Source organism: Noviherbaspirillum album (assembly GCF_035916955.1).
GTDB classification, from domain to species: Bacteria; Pseudomonadota; Gammaproteobacteria; order Burkholderiales; family Burkholderiaceae_D; genus Noviherbaspirillum; species Noviherbaspirillum album.
Genome location: NZ_JAWIIV010000010.1, coordinates 102,642 through 124,356, shown reverse-complemented (window position 1 = coordinate 124,356; position 21,715 = coordinate 102,642). Strand labels below are relative to the sequence as shown.

General features: G+C 63.5%; 19 protein-coding genes. 12 read left to right on the top strand and 7 right to left on the bottom strand.

Features of this window, described 5'->3' with window-relative positions:
• The first annotated feature begins 1 nt into the window (after position 1).
• The 4 genes from glcF (at position 2) to RY831_RS13920 (ending at position 5,244) form a co-directional block, all read left to right on the top strand.
• Positions 2 to 1,234: a glycolate oxidase subunit GlcF gene (gene glcF / locus RY831_RS13935; protein WP_326506961.1), complete on the top strand. Its 1,233-nt coding sequence runs from the start codon at positions 2 to 4 to the stop codon at positions 1,232 to 1,234.
• A 398-nt stretch (positions 1,235 to 1,632) separates the two neighbouring features.
• The gene (locus RY831_RS13930; protein WP_326506960.1) at positions 1,633 to 4,101 is read left to right on the top strand and encodes a sensor domain-containing protein; all 2,469 of its coding nucleotides are present in this window, start codon (positions 1,633 to 1,635) and stop codon (positions 4,099 to 4,101) included.
• Positions 4,102 to 4,189: 88 nt separating this feature from the next.
• Positions 4,190 to 4,522, top strand: coding sequence for a CidA/LrgA family protein (locus RY831_RS13925; protein WP_326507050.1), 333 nt, complete (start codon positions 4,190 to 4,192; stop codon positions 4,520 to 4,522).
• Positions 4,519 to 5,244, top strand: coding sequence for an LrgB family protein (locus tag RY831_RS13920; protein ID WP_326506959.1), 726 nt, complete (start codon positions 4,519 to 4,521; stop codon positions 5,242 to 5,244). Before RY831_RS13925 ends, RY831_RS13920 begins: the two co-directional genes overlap by 4 nt.
• A gap of 73 nt (positions 5,245 to 5,317) precedes the next feature.
• Here RY831_RS13920 and RY831_RS13915 read toward each other — a convergent pair whose 3' ends face one another.
• From RY831_RS13915 to RY831_RS13905, 3 genes are read right to left on the bottom strand one after another with little or no spacing between them, the layout of a single operon-like run.
• Positions 5,318 to 5,800 carry a glutathione peroxidase gene (locus RY831_RS13915; RefSeq protein ID WP_326506958.1) on the bottom strand — a complete coding sequence of 161 codons (483 nt, stop codon included), beginning with the start codon at positions 5,798 to 5,800 and terminating at the stop codon, positions 5,318 to 5,320.
• Positions 5,797 to 6,933, bottom strand: coding sequence for a PilT/PilU family type 4a pilus ATPase (locus RY831_RS13910; RefSeq protein ID WP_326506957.1), 1,137 nt, complete (start codon positions 6,931 to 6,933; stop codon positions 5,797 to 5,799). The genes RY831_RS13915 and RY831_RS13910 overlap by 4 nt, the downstream gene beginning before the upstream one ends.
• A gap of 43 nt (positions 6,934 to 6,976) precedes the next feature.
• On the bottom strand, positions 6,977 to 8,020 hold the full coding sequence (locus RY831_RS13905; RefSeq protein ID WP_326506956.1) for a type IV pilus twitching motility protein PilT: 1,044 nt from the start codon (positions 8,018 to 8,020) through the stop codon (positions 6,977 to 6,979).
• A gap of 166 nt (positions 8,021 to 8,186) precedes the next feature.
• On the opposite strand from RY831_RS13905, the gene RY831_RS13900 reads away from it, so the two are divergent.
• Together RY831_RS13900 and proC are read left to right on the top strand one after the other, a co-directional pair.
• Positions 8,187 to 8,888: a YggS family pyridoxal phosphate-dependent enzyme gene (locus RY831_RS13900; protein ID WP_326506955.1), complete on the top strand. Its 702-nt coding sequence runs from the start codon at positions 8,187 to 8,189 to the stop codon at positions 8,886 to 8,888.
• Entirely contained in the window at positions 8,881 to 9,702 is an 822-nt protein-coding gene (gene proC / locus RY831_RS13895; protein WP_326506954.1) for a pyrroline-5-carboxylate reductase, read from the top strand. Before RY831_RS13900 ends, proC begins: the two co-directional genes overlap by 8 nt.
• Before the next feature lie 48 nt (positions 9,703 to 9,750).
• On the opposite strand, the gene RY831_RS13890 is transcribed toward proC, so the two are convergent.
• Both RY831_RS13890 and ubiA read right to left on the bottom strand, forming a co-directional pair.
• A complete protein-coding gene (locus tag RY831_RS13890) occupies positions 9,751 to 10,131 on the bottom strand; it encodes an ElaB/YgaM/YqjD family protein (protein ID WP_326506953.1) in 381 nt (126 codons plus the stop codon).
• Between the two features lie 127 nt (positions 10,132 to 10,258).
• Positions 10,259 to 11,113, bottom strand: coding sequence for a 4-hydroxybenzoate octaprenyltransferase (gene ubiA, locus RY831_RS13885; RefSeq protein ID WP_326506952.1), 855 nt, complete (start codon positions 11,111 to 11,113; stop codon positions 10,259 to 10,261).
• 192 nt (positions 11,114 to 11,305) lie between these two features.
• Here ubiA and ugpB point away from each other — a divergent pair, with 192 nt between their 5' ends.
• The 4 genes from ugpB (at position 11,306) to RY831_RS13865 (ending at position 15,652) form a co-directional block, all read left to right on the top strand.
• Positions 11,306 to 12,616, top strand: coding sequence for a sn-glycerol-3-phosphate ABC transporter substrate-binding protein UgpB (gene ugpB / locus RY831_RS13880; protein ID WP_326506951.1), 1,311 nt, complete (start codon positions 11,306 to 11,308; stop codon positions 12,614 to 12,616).
• A 111-nt stretch (positions 12,617 to 12,727) separates the two neighbouring features.
• Entirely contained in the window at positions 12,728 to 13,612 is an 885-nt protein-coding gene (gene ugpA, locus RY831_RS13875) for a sn-glycerol-3-phosphate ABC transporter permease UgpA (RefSeq protein WP_326506950.1), read from the top strand.
• A 48-nt stretch (positions 13,613 to 13,660) separates the two neighbouring features.
• Complete coding sequence (gene ugpE / locus RY831_RS13870) at positions 13,661 to 14,512, top strand: sn-glycerol-3-phosphate ABC transporter permease UgpE (protein ID WP_326506949.1); 852 nt, start codon at positions 13,661 to 13,663, stop codon at positions 14,510 to 14,512.
• Between the two features lie 63 nt (positions 14,513 to 14,575).
• Positions 14,576 to 15,652, top strand: a complete 1,077-nt coding sequence (locus RY831_RS13865; RefSeq protein ID WP_326506948.1) for a sn-glycerol-3-phosphate import ATP-binding protein UgpC — start codon at positions 14,576 to 14,578, stop codon at positions 15,650 to 15,652.
• A gap of 222 nt (positions 15,653 to 15,874) precedes the next feature.
• Here the strand turns inward: RY831_RS13865 and RY831_RS13860 are convergent, their stop codons facing one another.
• On the bottom strand, positions 15,875 to 16,822 hold the full coding sequence (locus RY831_RS13860; protein ID WP_326506947.1) for a hydrogen peroxide-inducible genes activator: 948 nt from the start codon (positions 16,820 to 16,822) through the stop codon (positions 15,875 to 15,877).
• A 221-nt stretch (positions 16,823 to 17,043) separates the two neighbouring features.
• Positions 17,044 to 19,200: an ATP-dependent DNA helicase RecG gene (recG, locus tag RY831_RS13855; protein ID WP_326506946.1), complete on the bottom strand. Its 2,157-nt coding sequence runs from the start codon at positions 19,198 to 19,200 to the stop codon at positions 17,044 to 17,046.
• 190 nt (positions 19,201 to 19,390) lie between these two features.
• On the opposite strand from recG, the gene queA reads away from it, so the two are divergent.
• On the top strand, positions 19,391 to 20,416 hold the full coding sequence (gene queA / locus RY831_RS13850) for a tRNA preQ1(34) S-adenosylmethionine ribosyltransferase-isomerase QueA (protein WP_326506945.1): 1,026 nt from the start codon (positions 19,391 to 19,393) through the stop codon (positions 20,414 to 20,416).
• 16 nt (positions 20,417 to 20,432) lie between these two features.
• Positions 20,433 to 21,560: a tRNA guanosine(34) transglycosylase Tgt gene (gene tgt, locus RY831_RS13845; RefSeq protein ID WP_326506944.1), complete on the top strand. Its 1,128-nt coding sequence runs from the start codon at positions 20,433 to 20,435 to the stop codon at positions 21,558 to 21,560.
• Positions 21,561 to 21,715: the final 155 nt, after the last annotated feature.

Here is a 21,715-nt window from a genome sequence, read left to right as displayed (position 1 = left end):
TATGCAAACCAATCTTGCCGATTTCATCAAGAACACGCGCGAAGGCGAGGAAGCCGACGCCATCCTGCGCAAGTGCGTGCATTGCGGCTTCTGCACCGCGACCTGTCCGACTTACCAGTTGCTGGGCGACGAGCTGGACGGCCCGCGCGGACGCATCTACCTGATCAAGCAGGTCCTCGAAGGCAAGCCGGCGACGCAGAAGACCCAAACCCATCTCGACCGCTGCCTGACCTGCCGCAACTGCGAATCGACCTGTCCGTCGGGCGTGCAGTACGGCCGCCTGGTCGACATCGGCCGCAAGGTGGTGGAAGACCAGGTGCCGCGCCCGCTGTCGCAACGCATCGTGCGCAATGCCCTGAAGGAAGGCTTGCCGCGCCAGTGGCTGTTCAAGCCGGCGATGGGCGCCGGGCAGATGGTCCGCCCGCTGCTGCCCAGGGTGCTGCAGAACAAGGTGCCGAAAAAGCAGAATTCCGGCGCCTGGCCGCGCACCGGGCATGCGCGCAAGATGCTGGTGCTGCAGGGCTGCGTGCAGCCTTCGATGGCGCCCAACATCAATGCCGCCACCGCGCGCGTGCTCGATGCGCTCGGCGTGCAATTGATCACCACGCCCAAGGCCGGCTGCTGCGGCGCGATCCGCTATCACATGAACGACCATGACGGCGGCCTGAACGACATGCGCAACAACATCGATGCCTGGTGGCCGCTGGTCGAGTCGGGCGTGGAAGCCATCGTCATGACGGCATCCGGCTGCGGCGTGACAGTGAAGGATTACGGCCACCTGTTCGCGCATGACGAGAAATACGCGGCCAAGGCGAAACGTATTTCCGAACTGACCAGGGACCTCAGCGAAATCCTGCCGGCCTTCGAAGCCGAGCTGGCGGCGAAGCTGCATGGCAAGTTGAACAAGCGCGTGGCCTACCATCCGCCGTGCACGCTGCAGCACGGCCAGCAGATCCGCGGCAAGGTGGAAGGACTGCTGCGCGCCATCGGGGTCGACGTGCAGCTGTGCGCCGACAGCCACCTGTGCTGCGGCTCGGCCGGCACCTACTCGGTGCTGCAGCCGGAAATGGCTTACCAGCTGCGCGACAACAAGCTGCAGAATCTGCATGCCACCAAACCGGACATGATCGTCTCCGCCAATATCGGCTGCCAGACCCACCTGCAGTCCGGCACCGATACGCCGGTCAGTCACTGGGTTGAACTGGTCGACCAGGCGCTCGCGCAGGCACGCTGAGCGGGCGCCTGCCACCGCCACTGTTACAATGGCGCATGTTCAGCGGCGTCCCGTCCCGGTAATGCCGGAATGGCAATCCGCTGACAAGACTCCTGGAAACGGGCCGCGGCGGTAAGCGCCGCGGTCCGGTTTTCCGCTCCTCCCGCCTGCCCCATCCCCGCAGTCGATGTTTCTGAAGAGAACCAACCGGAATTCATCCGGTCAATGTTCCGGTGCCCGGCATGTCCGGCATTTTTCGCTCCCAAGCAATGAAGCGAAGCACGCCATCGCATGGCAAGCGCTCGGCAAAGGCGTATAGCCGCATAGCCGTATAGCCGGCTTGCATCGATGACATCGACATTCAACGCCAGCAGGGCAGGGCAGTCGGCCCGCCGGCTGGCAGCAGGGGAATACGCACCGTGATTACAGAACGAGACGATCTGTTCCTGCAGGCGTTCAGGTTCACCTCCATGGGCATGGCCCTGGTGGCGCCGGACGGACGCTGGCTCGATGCCAACGAGGCATTCACCAGCCTGGTCGGCTACACCAGGATAGAACTGCGGGAATTGACCTTCCAGGACATTACGCACCCGGACGACCTGGCGGCCGACGTGCACCTCGCCAACCAGATGGTCAAGGGACTGATCCCGTCATACCAGATGGACAAGCGTTACCTGCATCGCAGCGGCCACTCCGTCTGGGTATCGCTGACGGCGTCGATGGTGCGCGACCGGGACGGCGATCCCGATTTCGTGGTGGTGCAGGCCGACGACATCTCGGCGCGCAAGCGGGCCGAGGCCGACCGCGATGCCTACTTCGATCTCTCGCCCGACCTGCTGGTGATCCAGGGCCGGTCCGACTGCTTCGAACGGGTCAACGACCGCTGGACCGCCGTGCTCGGCTGGACTCCGCAGGAACTGACATCCCGCCCGTTTCTCGACTTCGTGCACCCGGACGACCGCGCGCGCACCATGACGGAAGCGCAGGCCACGTATCGGGGACAGCCGCTGAGGGGCTTTCGCAATCGCTACCGCCACAAGGACGGCGACTATCTCTGGCTGGAATGGAGCAGCCGCGTGGTGGGCAGCGGCCGGCTGTACTGCAGCGCGCGCGACGTCAGCGCGCAGCAGCAGGTGCTGGAGCGCCTGCGCGTGCAGGGAGACGCCTTGCGCGCCGCCAGCAACGGCATCGTCATCACCGATCCGAATGCGCCGGAACGTCCCATCATCTACTGCAATCCGGCGTTCGAGCGCATCACCGGCTACAGCCAGGCAGAAGTGCTCGGCCGCAACTGCGCCTTCCTGCACCGCAACGACAAGAACCAGGAGCCGCTGCGGCAGCTCAATGAGGCCATGGCCATGGGCCGCGAGTGCCAGGTCGTGCTGCGCAACTACCGCAAGAACGGCGAACTGTTCATCAATGAACTGCTGATGGCGCCGGTGCGCGACAAGGACGGGCGGCTGCTCAATTACGTCGGCATCCTCGAGGACATCACCGAGCGGGTACGGGCGCAGGATGAACTGCGGCACCGCGAACTCCACCTGCAGCAGATCATGAAGCGCGTGCCGGCGCTGATCTTCCAGTGGCATGCCCGCCCGAACGGCAGGCAGGGTTTCAATTACATCAGCGAACGCTGCCAGGATGTATTCGGCGTGCCGGCCAGGGCGCTGATGGCCGACTGGAGCCGCGTGCCCATCCATCCCGATGACATGACCTGCTTCACCGACTCGATCGAACTGGCGATCGCCGACCGCAGCGACTGGTATTTCGAGGGCCGGCTGCTGCGGCCGGATGGCGAGCTGCGCTGGATCAAGGCGACTTCCTCTCCCACCGAGACGACGGCCGACGGTATCACCTTCACCGGCATCGTGCTCGACGTGACGGCGGAAAGGCATGCGCAGGAGCATCACCGGGTGCATGAGCATCGCATCCGGGAAGTGGTCGAGACCGCCAACGAGGCTTGCTCCACGCGCAAGGAACTCGAACGCAAGCTGGAACAGGAGCGCCAGCTGCTCAACACCATACTCGAAACCATCGACGTCGGCGTCAAGGTATGCGACGCCGACGGCCTCATCGTGCTGGTCAACCGCGCCGCGCGGGAGCTCAGCGGCATTGCCGATGGCCGCGGCATGGCGCTCGCCGAGTGGGCCGATGCATCGGGCATGTACGGCACGAGCGAATCCGGCGAGAAGCAGGAGATGGGCCTGTCGCAAGCCTTGCAGGGCAGGCCGGTGCGCAATCTCGAACTCGAGGTCAAGCGCACGGAGGACACGCGGAAAGTCAACGTCAATGCCAAGCCGCTGCGCGACAGGGCCGGAACCCTCTATGGCGCGGTGGCCGTGCTGACCGACGTTACCGAACTCAAGGCGGTCGAGCAGCAACTGACGCTGCTGGCGCGCTATGACACGCTGACGGGATTGCCGAACCGCCGCCATTTCGATGAAAAGCTGGAGGAAGGCCTGGCGCGCTCAGGTCGCACGGGGCAGATGCTCGCGCTGATGTACATCGACGTCGATTACTTCAAGGAGATCAACGATACGCGCGGACACGCGGACGGCGATGCGGTGCTGCGCGAGATGGCGATGCGGTTCAAGCGCCATGTGCGCGCGACCGACACCGTGGCGCGCATCGGCGGCGACGAATTCGTCATCATTCTCGAAGGCTTGCGCAGCGCCGACGAGGCGGCGCTGATTGCCGCCAAGCTGGTCGATGCCGGCAGGCAGCCCTTCATGCTGCGCGAAGGCAGTGTCGGCATCAGCATCAGCATCGGCATCGGCCTGGCGTCGCCCAACCGGCACAACGACAAGGATGTGCTGATGCTCGAAGCCGACAAGGCGCTCTACCAGGCAAAGAAAGCCGGCCGCAACTGCTTCCGGCGTATGGATTGAAATTACCGCAGGTAAGCAATGCATCCGGCCTGCCCGGGCCCGCCCGGATTACACTAGCACCGTTATCGTTCGAGTCCGGATGCAAGACGTGATCTATACCTTTGCCACCCTGCTGGTGTTCCAGACGCTGGGCGAAAGCCTGGCCTTCGCGCTTTCCCTGCCGGTCCCCGGGCCGGTGATCGGCATGCTGCTGCTGTTCTGCTACCTGCTGCTGCGGCCGGCGGTGGCCGAGCGGCTGGCGCCGTCCACGCTGGAGTTCCTGAAGCACCTGTCGCTGCTATTCATCCCGGCCGGCGTCGGCATCATGGTGCATGCGCAGCGGGTCGCGTCGGAATGGCTGCCGCTGGCCGCCGCGCTGCTCATCAGCGCCACGGTGTCGCTGGTGGTCACCGCGCTGGTATTGAAGGCGCTGCAGAAATGAAGTCCGAACTCAACCAGGTCTGGGTTTACCTGTCGGCGTCGCCGCTGCTGTGGCTGACCGCCACCCTGCTGGCCTACCAGTTCGCCTACACGGTCTATGCGCGCGCCAAGTTCAATCCGCTGGTCAATCCGGTCGCGATTGCCGTAGCGCTGCTGGTGTTGGTACTGGTCGGCACCGGCACCCGTTATCCCGCCTATTTCGAAGGCGCGCAGTTCGTCCACTTCCTGCTCGGTCCGGCGACGGTGGCGCTGGCCATACCGCTGTACCAGCAGCTGGAAAAGCTCAGGCGCAACTGGTTCGCATTGATCGTCAGCGCACTGGTCGGCGGCGCGGCGGCGATCGCCACCGCGATGGGCGTGGCCTGGGCGCTGGGCGCATCGCCGGCCACGGTGCTGTCGCTGGCGCCGAAGGCGGTGACCATGCCGATCGCGATGGGCGTGTCGGAAAAGATCGGCGGCCTGCCTTCGCTGACCGCGGTGCTGGTGATGCTGACCGGCATCCTCGGCGCATCCACCGCGCGCTGGATCTTCAACCTGATGAAGATCGACGACCACGGCGTGCGCGGCTTCGCGCTCGGCGTGACATCGCATGGCATCGGCACGGCGCGGGCGTTCCAGGTGAGCGAGGAAATGGGTGCGTTCTCGGGGCTGGCGATGGGCCTGTCAGGGGTGCTGACGGCCTTGCTGCTGCCGTTCGTGCTGCGGCTGCTGGGAGCGGCCTGAGCGCTTTGAGGTTTCTTCGGACAGAGGTGTTTTGTGCAGGCGCGGAGGCCTGCACTACCTGGGCGGCGGTGTTTTATTCTGCCAGCAGCTTTTCGATGTCGTCGGCCAATTCCTTGGGCGCGGTCTGCGGCGCATAGCGCTTGTACACCGTGCCGTCCTTCTTCACCAGGAACTTGGTGAAATTCCACTTGATCGCCTGCGTGCCCATCAGGCCGGGCGCTTCCGCCTTCAAATGCTTGAACAGCGGATCGGCATTGCCGCCGTTGACGTCGACCTTGGAGAACAGCGGGAAGGTGACGCCGTAATTCTTTTCGCAGAAGGCGCCGATCTCTTCCTCGCTGCCCGGTTCCTGCGAGCCGAACTGGTTGCAGGGAAAGCCGAGCACTTCCAGGCCGCGTCCCTTGAACTGCTTGTAAAGCGCTTCCAGCCCCTGGTACTGCGGGGTGAAACCGCACTTGCTCGCGGTGTTGACGATCAGCAGCACGCGGCCGCGATAGGTCTTGAGGTCGACCGGCGCGCCGGCGATGCCCGCGGGGCTGAATTCGAAAACGCTCATACGATTCCCAGGTGTTCGGTGCCCTTGCTCAGGTCGCGGCCGTGGGCTTCCTTGCCGTGCAGCTTGATCGACAGGCGCAGGTCGTTGACGGAATCGGCATTGCGCAGCGCATCCTCATAGGAAATCTTGCCGGCTTCGTGCAGGTCGAACAGCGCCTGGTCGAAGGTCTGCATGCCGAGCTCGCGCGATTTCTTCATGATTTCCTTGATCTCGTGGACCTCGCCCTTGAAGATCAGGTCGGAAATCAGCGGCGAATTGAGCATCACTTCCACCGCCGCGCAGCGGCCCTTGGTGTCTTTCAGGGGAATCAGGCGCTGCGAAACCATCGCTTTCAGATTGAGCGATAAATCCATCAAAAGTTGCGCCCGCCGTTCCTCGGGGAAAAAGTTGATGATGCGGTCCAGAGCCTGGTTGGCGCTGTTGGCGTGCATCGTGGCCAGGCAAAGGTGGCCGGTCTCGGCGAAGGCCACCGCGTAGTCCATGGTCTCCCGGTCGCGGATCTCGCCGATGAGAATGACGTCCGGCGCCTGGCGCAGCGTGTTCTTCAGCGCGGCGAACCAGTCGGCGGTATCGACCCCGACTTCGCGCTGCGTGATGATGCAGTTCCTGTGCGGATGGATGTATTCGACCGGGTCTTCGATGGTAATGATGTGGCCGTAGCTGTTTTCATTGCGGTAGCCGATCATGCCGGCCAGCGTGGTGGATTTGCCCGAGCCCGTCGCGCCGACCATGATCACCAGGCCGCGCTTGGTCATCGCCACGTCCTTGAGCACCTGCGGCACGCCAAGATCTTCCAGCTTGGGAATGGTGGTGGTGATGGTCCGCAGCACCATGCCGACCCGGCCCTGCTGCACGAAGGCCGATACCCGGAAGCGGCCCAGCCCGCCGGGGCTGATCGCGAAGTTGCATTCCTTGGTCGCCTCGAATTCGGCGGCCTGCTTGTCGTTCATGATGGCTCGCGCCAGCTCGACGGTATGCGTCGGCGTCAGCGGCTGGTTGGACACCGGCGTCATCTTGCCGTCGATCTTGAAGGCCGGCGGAAATTCCGCGGTGATGAACAGGTCGGAGCCGTTCTTGCTGAGCATCAGCCGCAGCAGGTCGTGCATGAATTTGGTGGCCTGGTCGCGTTCCATGTTGCTTCCTTGTCGTATTCGGTCAACCGGGGTAAACCCGGAATCAGCCCGGGAAATTTTCCGGGATCTTCGCCGCGGCGCGCGCGGCGGCGGACGAAATCACGTTGCGGCGGACCAGGTCGGTCAGGTTCTGGTCCAGCGTCTGCATGCCGACATTGCTGCCGGTCTGGATCGCGGAGTACATCTGCGCGATCTTGGCTTCGCGGATCAGGTTGCGGATCGCCGGCGTGCCCAGCATGATTTCATGCGCGGCAACGCGGCCGCTTCCGTCCTTGGTCTTGAGCAGGGTCTGCGAGATGACCGCCTGCAACGATTCCGACAGCATCGCCCGCACCATTTCCTTTTCTTCCGCCGGAAACACGTCGACGATACGGTCGATGGTCTTGGCCGCCGACGAAGTGTGCAGCGTGCCGAACACCAAGTGGCCGGTCTCGGCCGCGGTCAGTGCGAGGCGGATGGTTTCGAGGTCGCGCAGTTCGCCGACCAGGATCGCGTCCGGGTCTTCGCGCAGCGCCGAGCGCAGCGCATTGTTGAAAGACATGGTGTGCGGGCCGACTTCGCGCTGGTTGATCAGGCATTTCTTCGACTCGTGCACGAACTCGATCGGATCTTCCACGGTGAGGATGTGCGCGTATTCGGTTTCGTTCAGATGGTTGATCATCGCCGCCAGCGTGGTCGATTTGCCGGAGCCGGTCGGGCCGGTCACCAGCACCAGGCCGCGCGGCTTGAGCGCGAGTTCGGCGAAGATCTTCGGCGCATTCAACTGTTCCAGGGTCAGCACCTTGGAGGGAATGGTCCGCAATACCGCAGCCGCGCCGCGGTCCTGGTTGAAGGCATTGACCCGGAAGCGCGCGAGGCCGGGGATGGCGAAGGAAAAGTCGCACTCCAGCACTTCCTCGTAAGCCTTGCGCTGGCCGTCGTTCATGATGTCATAGATCATGCCATGCACGTCGCGGTGCTCCAGCGGCGGCAGGTTGATGCGGCGCACGTCGCCATGCACGCGGATCATCGGCGGCAGGCCTGCCGACAGGTGCAGGTCGGATGCCTTGTTCTTCACGGAAAAGGCAAGGAGTTCGGAGATGTCCATTTATAATCCCGGGGATTGGCGAAAAGCCATGAATGTTAAGCAACACGCGCAGGCCGGTACGAAAGCGGGCCGAGTGTGCGGGCCGATGCCGCCGACTGGCGCCGATGGTCGCCGATTGTTGCGAAATGCCGCAGTATCGCGAAATGTTGCTTTGTGCAAACTGATTATGTCCTCAATCTCCAGCAACTTGCAAGCCGTCAACGAACGTATCACCAATGCCGCCCGGGACGCTTCCCGCGACCGCGGCGGCATTCGTCTGCTCGCCGTGTCCAAGACTTTCGGCGCGGAAGCGGTGATCGAGGCGGCGGCATGCGGCCAGAATGCATTCGGCGAGAACTATTTGCAGGAAGCCTTGGACAAGATGGCCGTGGTGAAGGCGCAACGCCCGGACCTGTTGCTGGAATGGCATTTCATCGGACCGATCCAGAGCAACAAGACCCGGCCCATCGCCGAGCATTTCGACTGGGTGCATTCGGTCGACCGCGAAAAGATAGCGCAGCGGCTGTCGGAACAGCGGCCCGCGCACCTGCCGCCGCTCAACATCTGCCTGCAGGTCAACATCAGCGGCGAAGCCAGCAAAAGCGGCGCGATGCCGGCCGAAGCGCCGGTGCTGGCGCAGCGCATCGCCGGCTTGCCGCGCCTGAAACTGCGCGGCCTGATGGCGATTCCTGAGCCGGCGCAGGACGAAGAGGCGCAGCGCGCGCCGCACCGGCGGCTGCGGCAGCTGGCGGAAGAGATCAAAGGGCAGGGCATCGAACTCGACACCCTGTCGATGGGCATGTCGGCAGACTTGGCGGCAGCGGTTGCCGAAGGCGCCACCATCGTCAGGATAGGAACCGCAATTTTTGGACAACGACACTATGGCTAACTTGAAGATCGGATTCATCGGCGGCGGCAACATGGCGACCGCATTGATCGGCGGCCTCGCCGGCAGGCTGACGGCGGGAGGCAACATCCACGTGGTCGACCCCAATGCGGAGGCGTTGGACCGGCTGAAGCAGCAGTTCGGCGTCACCACCGCCGGCGGCATCGACGCCGCGCTGGCGCAGAGCGATGTGATCGTGCTGTCGGTGAAGCCGCAGCAGATGAAGGACGTGGTCGCGCAGTTGCGGCCGCATGTCGCGCGCCAGCTGATCCTGTCGATCGCCGCCGGCATCCGCGCGGCCGACCTGTCGCGCTGGCTAGGCGGGCATCGCGCCATCGTGCGCACCATGCCCAATACGCCGGCGTTGATCGGCAAGGGCATCACCGGCATGGTGGCGATGGATGGCGTGTCGCAGGAACAGCGCGATGCCGCCGACGCCATCCTGCGCGCGGTCGGCGCCACCGTCTGGCTGAGCGATGAAGCGCTGATCGATCCGGTGACCGCGGTCTCCGGCAGCGGTCCGGCCTACGTGTTCTATTTCATCGAGGCGATGCAGCAGGCGGCCCAGGAAATGGGGCTGACGGCCGAGCAGGGCAACGAGCTGGCGATCGCCACCTTCGTCGGTGCGTCACAGCTGGCGGCGCAATCGACGGAACCGGTATCGCTGCTGCGCGAGCGGGTCACGTCCAAGGGCGGCACCACCTATGCCGCGCTGACCAGCATGGAGGAAAGCGGCGTGAAGGAGTCCATCGGCAGGGCCTTGAAGGCGGCCGCCGCGCGCGGCAAGGAACTGGGCGAGGAATTCGGCAGGGACTGAATCCGTCGGAATCCGTCGGATTCAGTTCCGATCATGAGATGATCGGGATCAGTCGAAATCCCGCGACGGCCGGTAGCGGCGGCTGATGCCGATCGCGACGCCGAGCGCGATGCCGGCGAGAGCGCCGACTGCCACCGCCTGCCACGGGTTTTCCTTCACGTAGCGATCGGTGTTTTCCATGGTTTCGCGCGCCGTCACGCTCAACTGCTCTTCCAGGTCCGATATGCTGTCCTTGGCGCTGCTGAGCGTCGATTCGAAGCGTTCGCGGGCGACCTGGTAGCCTTCGCCGGCCTGCTGGCCGGTGCTGCGCAGCAGTTCCTCGGCTTCCCGCATCACCATCTTGATGTCGTCCAGCAGGCGGTCGCGCGTCTGACCGCCCTGGCCGTTACCACTGCCCTGGCCGTGGCCATCGTCGTATTCGTTGTTCATGGGTGCGCTCCGCTGGTTGGTAAATTGGTGGGTTGATCCGGCAGTGTATAGGTCTGCTCGAAGGGCGCACTTTGCGCGACATCAAACTATTTCCCGCTGTTCACATCCATCGCTCATCCATTGGGATCTATCGCAGCGCATAGTCGAGCGCGATGCCGCCGAAGATCGCCGCGCCCAGCCAGTTGTTATGCCGGAAAGCGGCGAAGCAGCCCATGCGGTCGCGCTCGCGGATCAGCCGGTAGTGATAGATCGCGCAGACGGCCGCCACCGCCAGTCCGGCAACGAACCAGAAACGCAGTCCGACCTGCCAGCCGACGACGAGGATGATCGCAAAGCTCACCGCATAGCACAGCATCACCGCCGCCACGTCGTAGCGGCCGAAGGTGATGGCCGAGGTCTTGATGCCGATCTTGAGGTCGTCGTCGCGGTCCACCATCGCATACTCGGTGTCGTAGGCGACCGCCCAGAAGATATTGGCGATCAGCAGCAGCCATGCCGCGGCCGGCACGCTGCCTTGCACCGCCGCGTAGGCCATCGGAATGCCGAAGCCGAAGGCGATCCCGAGATAGGCCTGCGGTATGGCGAAGAAGCGCTTGAAGTAGGGGTAGCTGGCGGCAATCAGCACCGCCGCGACCGACAGCTGCTTGGTCAGCGCATTGAGCGGCAGGATCAGCGCGAAGGAAACCAGCGCCAGCACCGCGGCCACGGCCACCGCTTCCCAGCCGGCGATCTTGCCGCTCGTCAGCGGACGTTCGGCGGTGCGCTTGACATGCCTGTCGAAATCGCGGTCGGCATAGTCGTTGATCGCGCAGCCGGCCGAGCGCATCAGGATGGTGCCGAGCGTGAATATGGCGACCAGCTTCCAGTCCGGCCTGCCTTCCGCCGCCAGCCACAGTGCCGCCAGCGTCGGCCACAGCAGCAGCAGGATGCCGATGGGCTTGTCGATGCGGACCAGGCGGGCGTAGAGGACAAGACGGTTCATGGGCTGCTATTTACATGAAAGTTGATGGGGGCGGCAACGCGGAAAGCGGAACGCGGCTACACTTGCGTGCGTTGCTGGCGGACCGATTTTGCGCTGCAAAATCGAATTATAAGCGCCGCGTGCGGGGTTTCAGTTATCGTAACGGAGCTGTCACATCGCACCAATACACTACAAAATTTCTGGAGACAAGACATGCAATTCCGATGGAAGGCGCTGGCCGCAGCCAGCCTGTGCGCGACATTCACCGCCCCCTCCCTGGCCGCCACCGAAATCGCCTGGTGGCATTCGATGACCGGCGCCCTCGGCGAACGCGTCGCCGGCCTGGCCGAGCAGTTCAACAAGAGCCAGAACGAATACAAGGTCAACCCCATCTTCAAGGGCAACTACGAAGAGGCGATGGCCGCCGCGATCGCCGCCTACCGCGCCGGCAACGCGCCGCACATCCTGCAGGTGTTCGAGGTGGGCACGGCTACCATGATGTATTCCAAGGGCGCTATCGTGCCGGTCACCGAAGTGATGAAGACCGCCGGCGAAAAGTTCGACTCGTCGGTCTATGTGCCCGCGGTCGCCGGCTATTACACATCGCCCAAGGGCGACATGGTGTCCTTCCCGTTCAACAGCTCGACCACGGTGTTCTATTACAACAAGGACATGTTCGCCAAGGCCGGCCTCGATCCCAACAAGCCGCCGGTCACCTGGCAGGAAGTGGTGGCCGCCGCCGCCAAGCTGAAGGCCGGCGGCGAGAAATGCGCGTATACCACCGGCTGGCAGTCCTGGGTGCACCTGGAGAGTTTCTCGGCCTGGCATAACGTCGAGCTGGCGTCGAAGAACAACGGCTTCGGCGGCCTCGACGCCAGGCTCAAGTTCAACAGCCCCTTGCATGTCAAGCATATCGAGAACCTCGCCAACTGGTCCAAGCAGGGCTACTTCACCTATGCCGGCCGCAAGAACGAGGCGGAAGCCAAGTTCTATTCGGGCGAATGCGCGATGCTGACCTCGTCCAGCGCGGCCTATGCCAACATCACCAAGAACGCCAAGTTCAAGTTCGCCGTCTCGACTCTGCCTTACTACAATGACGTGCAGGGCGCGCCGCAGAACACTATCATCGGCGGCGCCTCGCTGTGGGTCATGAGCGGCAAGAAGACCGACGAATACAAGGCGGTTGCCAAGTTCTTCAAGTTTCTGTCGCAGCCGGAAATCCAGGCCAAGTGGCACCAGGAAACCGGCTACCTGCCGATCACCAGCGCCGCCTACGATATGACCAAGAAATCCGGCTTCTATGAAAAGACGCCGGGCCCCGACATCGCGGTGCAGCAGATGATCGTCAAGACCACCGACAAATCGCGCGGTCTGCGCCTCGGCAACTTCGTGCAGATTCGCACCATCATCGACGAGGAACTCGAGATGGTGTGGAACGGCAAGAAGACCGCCAAGGAAGCGCTCGATACGGCCGTCAAGCGAGGTGATGAGCTGCTGGTGCGCTTCGAGAGGGCGAACAAATAAGGCGCCGTCCTGGTAGTGCGGGCCTCCGTGCCCGCACATAGCGGTAGCCGATGCATCAAGTGCAGGCACGGAGGCCTGCACTACCTTATTCTATTCGCCTGAAACACATTCATGGAAAAACGCGCCCGTTTCAAATCGGCCTGGCTGCCGTATGCGCTGGTGGCCCCGCAAATCCTGGTCACGCTGCTGTTTTTCTTCTGGCCTGCGGCGCAGGCGCTGTACCAGTCGGTGCTGATCCAGGATGCCTTCGGCGTCTCGTCGCAATTCGTCTGGTTCGATAATTTCAAGGACCTGTTCAACGATCCCAACTACCTTGAATCGTTCAAGACCACCGCGATGTTTTCAGTGATGGTGGCCTTCTTCGGCCTGTCGCTGTCGCTGATCCTGGCTGTCTTCGCCGACCGCATCGTGCGCGGCGCGTCGGCCTACAAGACCTTCCTGATCTGGCCCTACGCGGTTTCGCCGGTGGTGGTGGGCGTGCTGTGGATGTTCCTGCTCAATCCGACGCTGGGCGTGATCGCCCACGCGCTGCGCGGCATCGGCATCGAATGGAACAACCTGCTCAACGGCCGCCACGCCATGATCCTGATTGTGCTGGCGGCGATCTGGAAGCAGATCAGCTACAACTTCCTGTTCTTCCTCGCCGGGCTGCAGGCCATCCCGAAGTCGCTGATCGAGGCGGCCGCCATCGACGGCGCGGGACCGGTGCGGCGCTTCTTCACGATCGTCTTTCCGCTGCTGTCGCCGACCACCTTCTTCCTGCTGGTGATCAATATCGTGTATTCGTTCTTCGATACCTTCGCCATCATCGAGGCCACCACCCACGGCGGACCCGGCAAGGAAACCGAGATCCTGGTGTACAAGGTGTTCCAGGACGGCTTCCGGGGCGGCGACCTCGGCAGCGCCGCGGCGCAGTCGGTGGTGCTGATGGTGATCGTCATCGCGCTCACCGTGGTGCAATTCAAGTACGTGGAAAAGAAGGTGCAGTATTCATGAACACATTCAGCATGCGCATCGATATCCGTAGCGATCTGGAGACGCGCCATGATTGAGCGCCGTCCCATCCTCGATCTCATCAGCCACCTGGTGCTGATCCTCGGCGTGGCCATCGTCGCCTTTCCGGTGTACGTGGCTTTCGTCGCCAGCACGCAGACGCCGGAGCAGGCAGCGATGGCGCCGATCTCACTGATCCCCGGCGACCAGTTCTTCCACAACTATGCCTCGGTCATCATCAGCGGCGCCTCCGGCAACGCGGCGGTGCCGCCGGTGGCGCGCATGATGTGGGTCAGCCTGGTCTCGGCGCTGATCATCGCCTTCGGCAAGATCGCGATCTCGATGCTGTCGGCATTCGCGATCGTGTATTTCCGCTTCCCGGGGCGCAGCTTCTTCTTCTGGATGATTTTCGTCACGCTGATGCTGCCAGTGGAGGTGCGCATTACGCCGACCTACCAGGTCGTATCCGACTTCGGCATGCTCAACAGCTACGCCGGCCTGACCATACCGCTGATCGCCTCGGCCACCGCCACCTTCCTGTTCCGCCAATTCTTCCTCACCGTGCCCGACGAGCTGGCGGAAGCGGCGCGCATCGACGGCGCGGGACCGATGCGCTTCTTCAAGGATGTGCTGTGGCCGCTGTCGCGCACCAACATCATTGCGCTGTTCGTAATCATGTTCATCTTTGGCTGGAACCAGTATCTGTGGCCGCTGCTGGTGGCGACCGAGCAGAGCATGTATCCGATCGGCATCGGCATCAAGACCATGATCACCGGCGGCGACGCGGCCATCGAATGGAACATGGTGATGGCCACGCTGATTCTTGCGATGCTGCCGCCGGGACTGGTGGTGGTCATCATGCAGAAGTGGTTCGTCAAGGGCCTGGTGGACTCCGAAAAATAAGAGAATGAACAAGACAGGCGAGTCGGCGCTCCGGCGCCCGGCCGCCAAGGGATGCAGGCACACATGGCACAAGTACATCTGAAAAACATCACCAAGACCTACGGCAAGGGAGACAAGGGCGTCGCCGTCATCCACGGCATATCGATCGATATCGCCGACGGCGAATTCATCGTGATGGTGGGGCCGTCCGGCTGCGGCAAGTCGACGCTGCTGCGCATGGTGGCGGGGCTGGAGGAGATCACCGGCGGCGACATCGTGATCGGCGATCGCGTGGTCAACAACCTGGAACCGAAGGACCGCGACATCGCAATGGTGTTCCAGAACTATGCGCTGTATCCGCACATGAGCGTGTACGAAAACATGGCGTACGGACTGAAGATCCGCAAGTTTTCCAAGGCCGACATCGATACGCGGGTGCAGAAGGCGGCCAAGATCCTGGAACTCGGCGCGCTGCTCGACCGCACGCCGCGCCAGCTCTCCGGCGGCCAGCGCCAGCGGGTGGCGATGGGCCGCGCCATCGTGCGCGAGCCGGCGGTATTCCTGTTCGACGAGCCGCTATCGAACCTCGATGCCAAGCTGCGGGTGCAGATGCGTCTGGAAATCCAGAAGATGCACCGCGCGCTCGGCACCACCAGCCTGTATGTGACGCATGACCAGGTGGAAGCGATGACGCTGGGCCAGCGCATGATCGTGATGAACGCCGGCCGCGCGGAACAGATCGGCACGCCGGCCGAGGTGTATGGCCGGCCCGCCACCACCTTCGTCGCCGGCTTCATCGGCTCGCCGCCGATGAACCTGCTGCCCGGCAAGCTCGGCATCGACGGCACGCAATTTCTGCTCGGCGATGGTACGGGCATCACCTTGCCGAGCGCGATGGGATCACTCGCCAACCGCGATTGCATTCTCGGCGTGCGGCCCGAGCACCTGGTGCTGGGCAGGCCGGGCATTGCGATGCGGGTGGAGATGGTGGAGTCGCTGGGGGCGGACGTGCTGGTGCATGCGCTGGCGGGAGGCCAGCCGCTGGTGATACGGGCGCCGGCGGGTATTGCGGTGGAAGCGGGACAGCAGGTGCAGGCGGGGTTCGATGCGGGGGCGATGCACTGGTTTGATCCGCAAAGCACGCGGCGGATCGAGGAGTAGGAAACCTTAATCAAGTAAGTGAAAATCTCAGAAGCTTGTGTACCGAGAGCGACGCCCCTCTCCCGCAGGCGGGAGAGGGGCGGGGGTGAGGGCGGTATTAACACTGCAGCAGGTAGTTCGAAGCCCCTCATCCCCAACCCTTCTCCCGCCTGCGGGAGAAGGGGGTAATCCAAGCTGGCTTCTTGAGACAAGGGCGCTAGCCTGCGCCATGCATCGTCTCAATCAAGCCTCCGCAGTCTCCGCCTCATCCAGCATCACCACCCCGTGCAAGTCACAAGCCAGCACCGCCTGACGCACCGCCTCGATCGCCGGCCTGCGGGTGAAGCTCTTGCGCCAGGCAATCACGACGCGGCGCGACGGACCCGGCTCCTTGAACGGCACGTAGCGCAGCATGCCGTCCTTGGCCTGCATGTCGGGCACCGAAGCCTGCGGCAGCACCGTGATGCCGATGCCGGAAGCCACCATGTGGCGGATGGTTTCCAGCGACGAACCCTCGAAGGTGCGGGCAATGCCGTCACCGCTGGTCGAGAAGCGCGCCATCTCCGGGCAGACTTCCAGCACCTGGTCGCGGAAGCAATGGCCGTTGCCGAGCAGCAGCATGGTTTCCGATTTCAATTCTTCCGCATCGATGGCGTCGCGGCTGGCCCAGGCATGGTGCTTCGGCAGCGCCACCACGAAGGGCTCGTCGTACAGCGGCTGCACCATCAGGCCCTGGTCGGCGAAGGGAAGGGCCATGATGGCGGCGTCGAGTTCGCCCTGGCGAAGCAGCTCGATCAGCTTGGTGGTGAAATTTTCCTGCAGCACCAGCGGCATCTGCGGCACGGTTTCGATCATGGTCTTGACCAGCGGCGGCAGCAGATAGGGCGCGATGGTGTAAATGACGCCAAGGCGCAGCGGGCCGGCTAGCGGGTCCTTGTTCTGCTTGGCAATTTCCTTGATCGCCGCCGTCTGTTCCAGCACCCGCTCGGCCTGGGCCACGATCTGGGAGCCGAGCGGCGTCATCGAGATTTCCGTGCCTCCGCGCTCGAAGATGGTGACGCCGAGTTCGTCTTCCAGCTTCTTGATCGCCACTGACAGGGTCGGCTGCGCAACGAAGCAGGCTTCGGCCGCATGCCCGAAATGTTTTTCACGTGCAACGGCAACGATATATTTCAGTTCAGTCAGAGTCATGTGTGCTGCTTACCTCAACGCTTAACGGATAAGGAAAATAAGGAAATCGGGACAGGCGCATCCTTGTTTTCCAAAATCAATCGTTTTTTAAATATTGATAGTGACAGTATATAAGCAATTCCGGAATTTTCAGCAAGCGGATGTAGCGTCGCCGCCGGCGGTCGCATTCGATGCCAAAACCCCGGCGGCGTTCGCTTGTCGAACCAGGGAACCGCACGGCGTCATACCTTCAGGAATTCCTCGCGCCCGCCCAGCCAGCGCGCAAGGTGAGCCTCGACGGTGGCCGGATCGGTCTGAAGCAGCTCCTGGGCCAGGCCACGCGCCTTTTCCACCAGCCACTGATCCGCTTCCAGATCGGCAAAGCGCAGCATCGCCTCGCCCGACTGCCGCGCGCCGAGAAATTCCCCGGGGCCGCGTATTTCGAGGTCGCGCCGCGCGATCTCGAAGCCGTCGGTGGTTTCCCGCATGGTCATCAGGCGCTGCTTCGCTACCTGTCCCACCGGGCTCTGGTAGAGCAGCAGGCAGATGCTGGCGGCCGAACCCCGGCCCACGCGTCCGCGCAACTGGTGCAGCTGCGACAGGCCGAAGCGTTCCGCATGCTCGATCACCATCAGCGAGGCATTCGGCACGTCGACGCCGACCTCGATCACGGTGGTTGCGACCAGCACATGCACTTCCGCCCGAGTGAAGGCATCCATCACGATCTGCTTCTCGGCCGGCTTCATGCGGCCGTGCACCAGCCCCACCCGCAGGTCCGGCAGCGCGGCCGACAGAGCGGCATGGGTGTCGGTGGCGGTCTGCAGCTGCAGCGCTTCCGATTCCTCGATCAGCGGGCAGACCCAGTACACCTGCCGGCCTTCCAGCGCCGCCGCGTGCACCCGCTCGATCACTTCCTCGCGCCGGTTCTGGTCGATGACACGGGTGACGATCGGCGTCCTGCCCGGCGGCAGCTGGTCGATCACCGACACTTCCAGGTCGGCGTAATACGTCATGGCCAGCGTGCGCGGAATCGGCGTGGCCGACATCATCAGCTGGTGCGGCACGGTCTGTGACACTTGCGCGGTCTGACCGGTAATTCCGCCCGCCGCATCCAGCCCCTTGTTGCGCAGCGCCAGCCGCTGGCCAACGCCGAAGCGATGCTGTTCATCAACGATCACCAGGCCCAGCCGGGCGAATTCCACGCCTTCCTGGATCAGCGCATGGGTGCCGATCACGAGATGGGCCTCGCCCGACCCGATCAGCGCCTGCGCCGCTTCCTTTTCCTTTTTCTTCAGGCTGCCGGTCAGCCAGGCCACCCGCACGCCTAGCGGCTCCATCCACTGCGCGATCTTGCGGAAATGCTGCTCGGCGAGGATCTCGGTGGGCGCCATCAGCGCCGCCTGGAAGCCGCTGTCGATCGCCTGCGCCGCCGCCATCGCGGCGACCACCGTCTTGCCGCTGCCGACGTCGCCTTGCAGCAGGCGCTGCATCGGAAAGGATTCGCGCAGGTCGGCGCGAATCTCGCCCAGCACCCGTTGCTGGGCATCGGTCAGCTGGAAGGGCAGGGCCTTGAGGAAGGATTCCGACAGCGCGCCGATCACCGGCAGGGCGGCCGCGCCTTTCGCCCGGCGCGCCTGCTGCGCCCGCTTCAGCGACAGCTGCTGCGCCAGGAGTTCGTCGAATTTCATCCGTGTCCAGGCCGGATGGGTGCGCTCCATCAGCGCATATTCGTCAACGTCTGGCGGCGGATTGTGCAGCAGCTTCACCGAAGCCTCGAAACCCTGCAGCTGCAGCGATTCCAGCAGCGCCGGCGACAGGGTGTCGCGCCAGTCGACGCGTTTCAGGGCATTGGCAATGGCCTTGCGCAGGTAAGTCTGCGACAGGCCTTCGCCGGCCGGATAAACCGGCGTCAACGCATCGGGTAGCGGATCGCCTTCCTCCACCACCTTGTAGGTCGGATGCACCATCTCGGCGCCGAAGAAGCCGTGGCGCACCTCGCCGCGCGCCCGGATGCGGGCGCCGACCGCGAACTGCTTGACCTGGCTGCCGTAGAAATTGAGAAAGCGCATCACCAGCGGGCCGCTGTCGTCGGCGATCGTCACCACCAGCTGGCGGCGCGGCCGGTACTGGATGTCGCAGGCGGTAACCAGGCCTTCAACCTGGGCCGCGTTGCCGCCCATGAAGCCGGCCTCGCTGATCGGCCGGATTTGGGTTTCGTCCTCGTAGCGCATCGGCAGGTGCAGCACCAGGTCCATGTCGCTGCGCAGCCCGAGCTTGGCCAGCTTGCTCTCGTTGGTGGCTTTCGGCTTGGCAGCAGGTTTGGCCTTGGCGCCAGCCTTGGCCTTGACCTTGTCCGGGGTCTTTTCTATGTCGGCGGGACTTGGCTTGGCGTCGGGCATACGTGAATCGGGCGGCAAGGCGTAAAATAGCGGGTTTTGTTTGCGGAAGTCGGCGGGTTGCTGCCGGATTGCTGCGCCGGGAAGGCGCAGCTGTCATTGTATGGCAATCTTGTTAAGTCCGGATGCGGTATGCAGTCCGGATATATTCGCACCGCGCCGGCCGCAGCCACCTTGTATGCGATCCTGAAGCATGTATTCCCTTTCCGATTTCGATTTCGACCTGCCGCAAGATTTGATTGCGCAGCTGCCGCTGCCCGAGCGCAGCGCCTCGCGTCTGCTCCATGTGGACGGCGACCGCGGCGACCGGCTGGTCGACCGCGCCTTTGCCGACATTGTCGATCTGCTCATGCCGGGCGATCTGCTGGTGTTCAACAATACCCGGGTGCTGAAGGCCCGCTTCTTCGGCGCCAAGGAAACCGGCGGCAAGGTCGAGGTGCTGGTAGAGCGGGTGCTCGACAGCCGCACCGTGCATGCCCAGGTGCGCGCCTCCAAGACGCCTCAGCCCGGCAGCCGCATCCGCCTGGCCGATGCCTTCGACGTCACCGTCGGCGAGCGCGCCGGCGAATTCTTTACGCTAGTCTTCCCCGATGATGTGTTCGAGCTGATCGAAGCCCACGGCCGCCTGCCGCTGCCGCCGTACATCGAGCACGCCGCCGATGCGGTCGACGAACAGCGCTACCAGACTGTCTATGCGAAGGAACCGGGCGCGGTCGCAGCGCCCACCGCCGGACTGCACTTCGACCAGGCGCTGCTTGACCGGCTGCAGGCGAAGGGCGTGCGCTTCGCCTACGTCACGCTGCACGTGGGCGCCGGTACTTTCCAGCCGGTGCGCACCGAAAACCTGGCCGAGCACAAGATGCACAGCGAGTGGTACACCATTGCCCAGGACACGGTCGACGCGGTGCGCGAGACCAGGGCCGCCGGCCGCAGCGTGGTCGCCGTCGGCACCACTAGCATGCGCGCGCTGGAATCGGCCTCGCAGTCCGGTCAGCTGCAGCCTGGCAGCGCCGACACCGCGCTGTTCATCACGCCGGGCTACGCATTCAAGACGGTCGACCGCCTGGTCACCAATTTTCATCTCCCCAAATCCACGCTGCTGATGCTGGTGTCGGCCTTCGCCGGCTACCGGCAGATCCGCGATGCCTATGCGCACGCGATCGCCCAGCGCTACCGTTTCTTCAGCTATGGCGACGCCATGCTACTGACCCGACTCTGAATTTCCGATTTCCGACATGCTTAATTTCAAACTTCTCAAGACCGACGGCAAGGCTCGCCGCGGCCAGCTGACGCTCAACCACGGTGTGGTCGAGACTCCGATTTTCATGCCGGTGGGCACCTACGGTTCGGTGAAGGCGATGTCGCCGCTCGAACTCGAGGAAATCGGCGCCCAGATCATTCTCGGTAACACCTTCCACCTGTGGCTGCGCCCCGGCCTGGACGTGGTCGGCAAGTTCGAGGGCCTGCACCGCTTCATCGGCTGGAGCAAGCCGATCCTGACCGACTCCGGCGGCTTCCAGGTGTTTTCCCTGGGCGCGATGCGCAAGATCACCGAAGAGGGCGTGAAATTCGCGTCGCCCATCAACGGCGACAAGCTGTTCCTCTCGCCGGAAATCTCGATGCAGATCCAGCGCGTGCTGAACTCCGACATCGTGATGCAGTTCGACGAATGCACGCCTTACCAGATCGGCGACCGCCCGGCCACCGAGGACGAAGCCGGCAAATCGATGCGCATGTCGCTGCGCTGGGCCAAGCGCTCGCGTGATGAATTCGACAAGGGCGAAAACCCGAACGCGCTGTTCGGTATCGTGCAGGGCGGCATGTACGAGAACCTGCGCGACGAATCGCTGGCCGGGCTGCAGGAAATCGGTTTCGAGGGCTATGCGATCGGAGGCCTGTCTGTAGGCGAGCCGAAGGAAGACATGATGCGCGTGCTTGAGCATGTCGGCCCGCGCCTGCCGGCCGACAAGCCGCATTACCTGATGGGCGTGGGCACGCCGGAAGATCTGGTGGCCGGCGTGGCCAACGGCGTCGACATGTTCGACTGCGTGATGCCGACCCGCAATGCGCGCAACGGCTGGCTGTTCACCCGGTTCGGCGATCTGAAGATCAAGAATTCCCGCTATAAAGATGATGAAAAACCGCTGGACGAAAGCTGCGGCTGTTATGCATGCCGCAACTTCTCCCGCGCCTACCTGTACCATCTGCACCGGGCCGGCGAGATCCTCGGCGCGCGCCTCAACACCATTCATAACCTGTACTATTACCTTGAACTGATGCGTGAAATCCGCAGCGCCATTGACGAAGATCGCTTCCAGGCTTTCGTCATCCAGTTCCATGCCGACCGCGCCCGCGGGGTCTAGGGCAGCTGCCGGGCAGTACCGCGAATTGTCAGTTGGGCATGCCGGGAAGTCACCGTGCAAGGCCGGCTGACAATTGAGCAAGGCGACGGCAACGCGGCAAGAGAGTTTCCCGAACGCTCGAGAATCGCATTCCCGGGTGTTAGAATCCCCGGTTG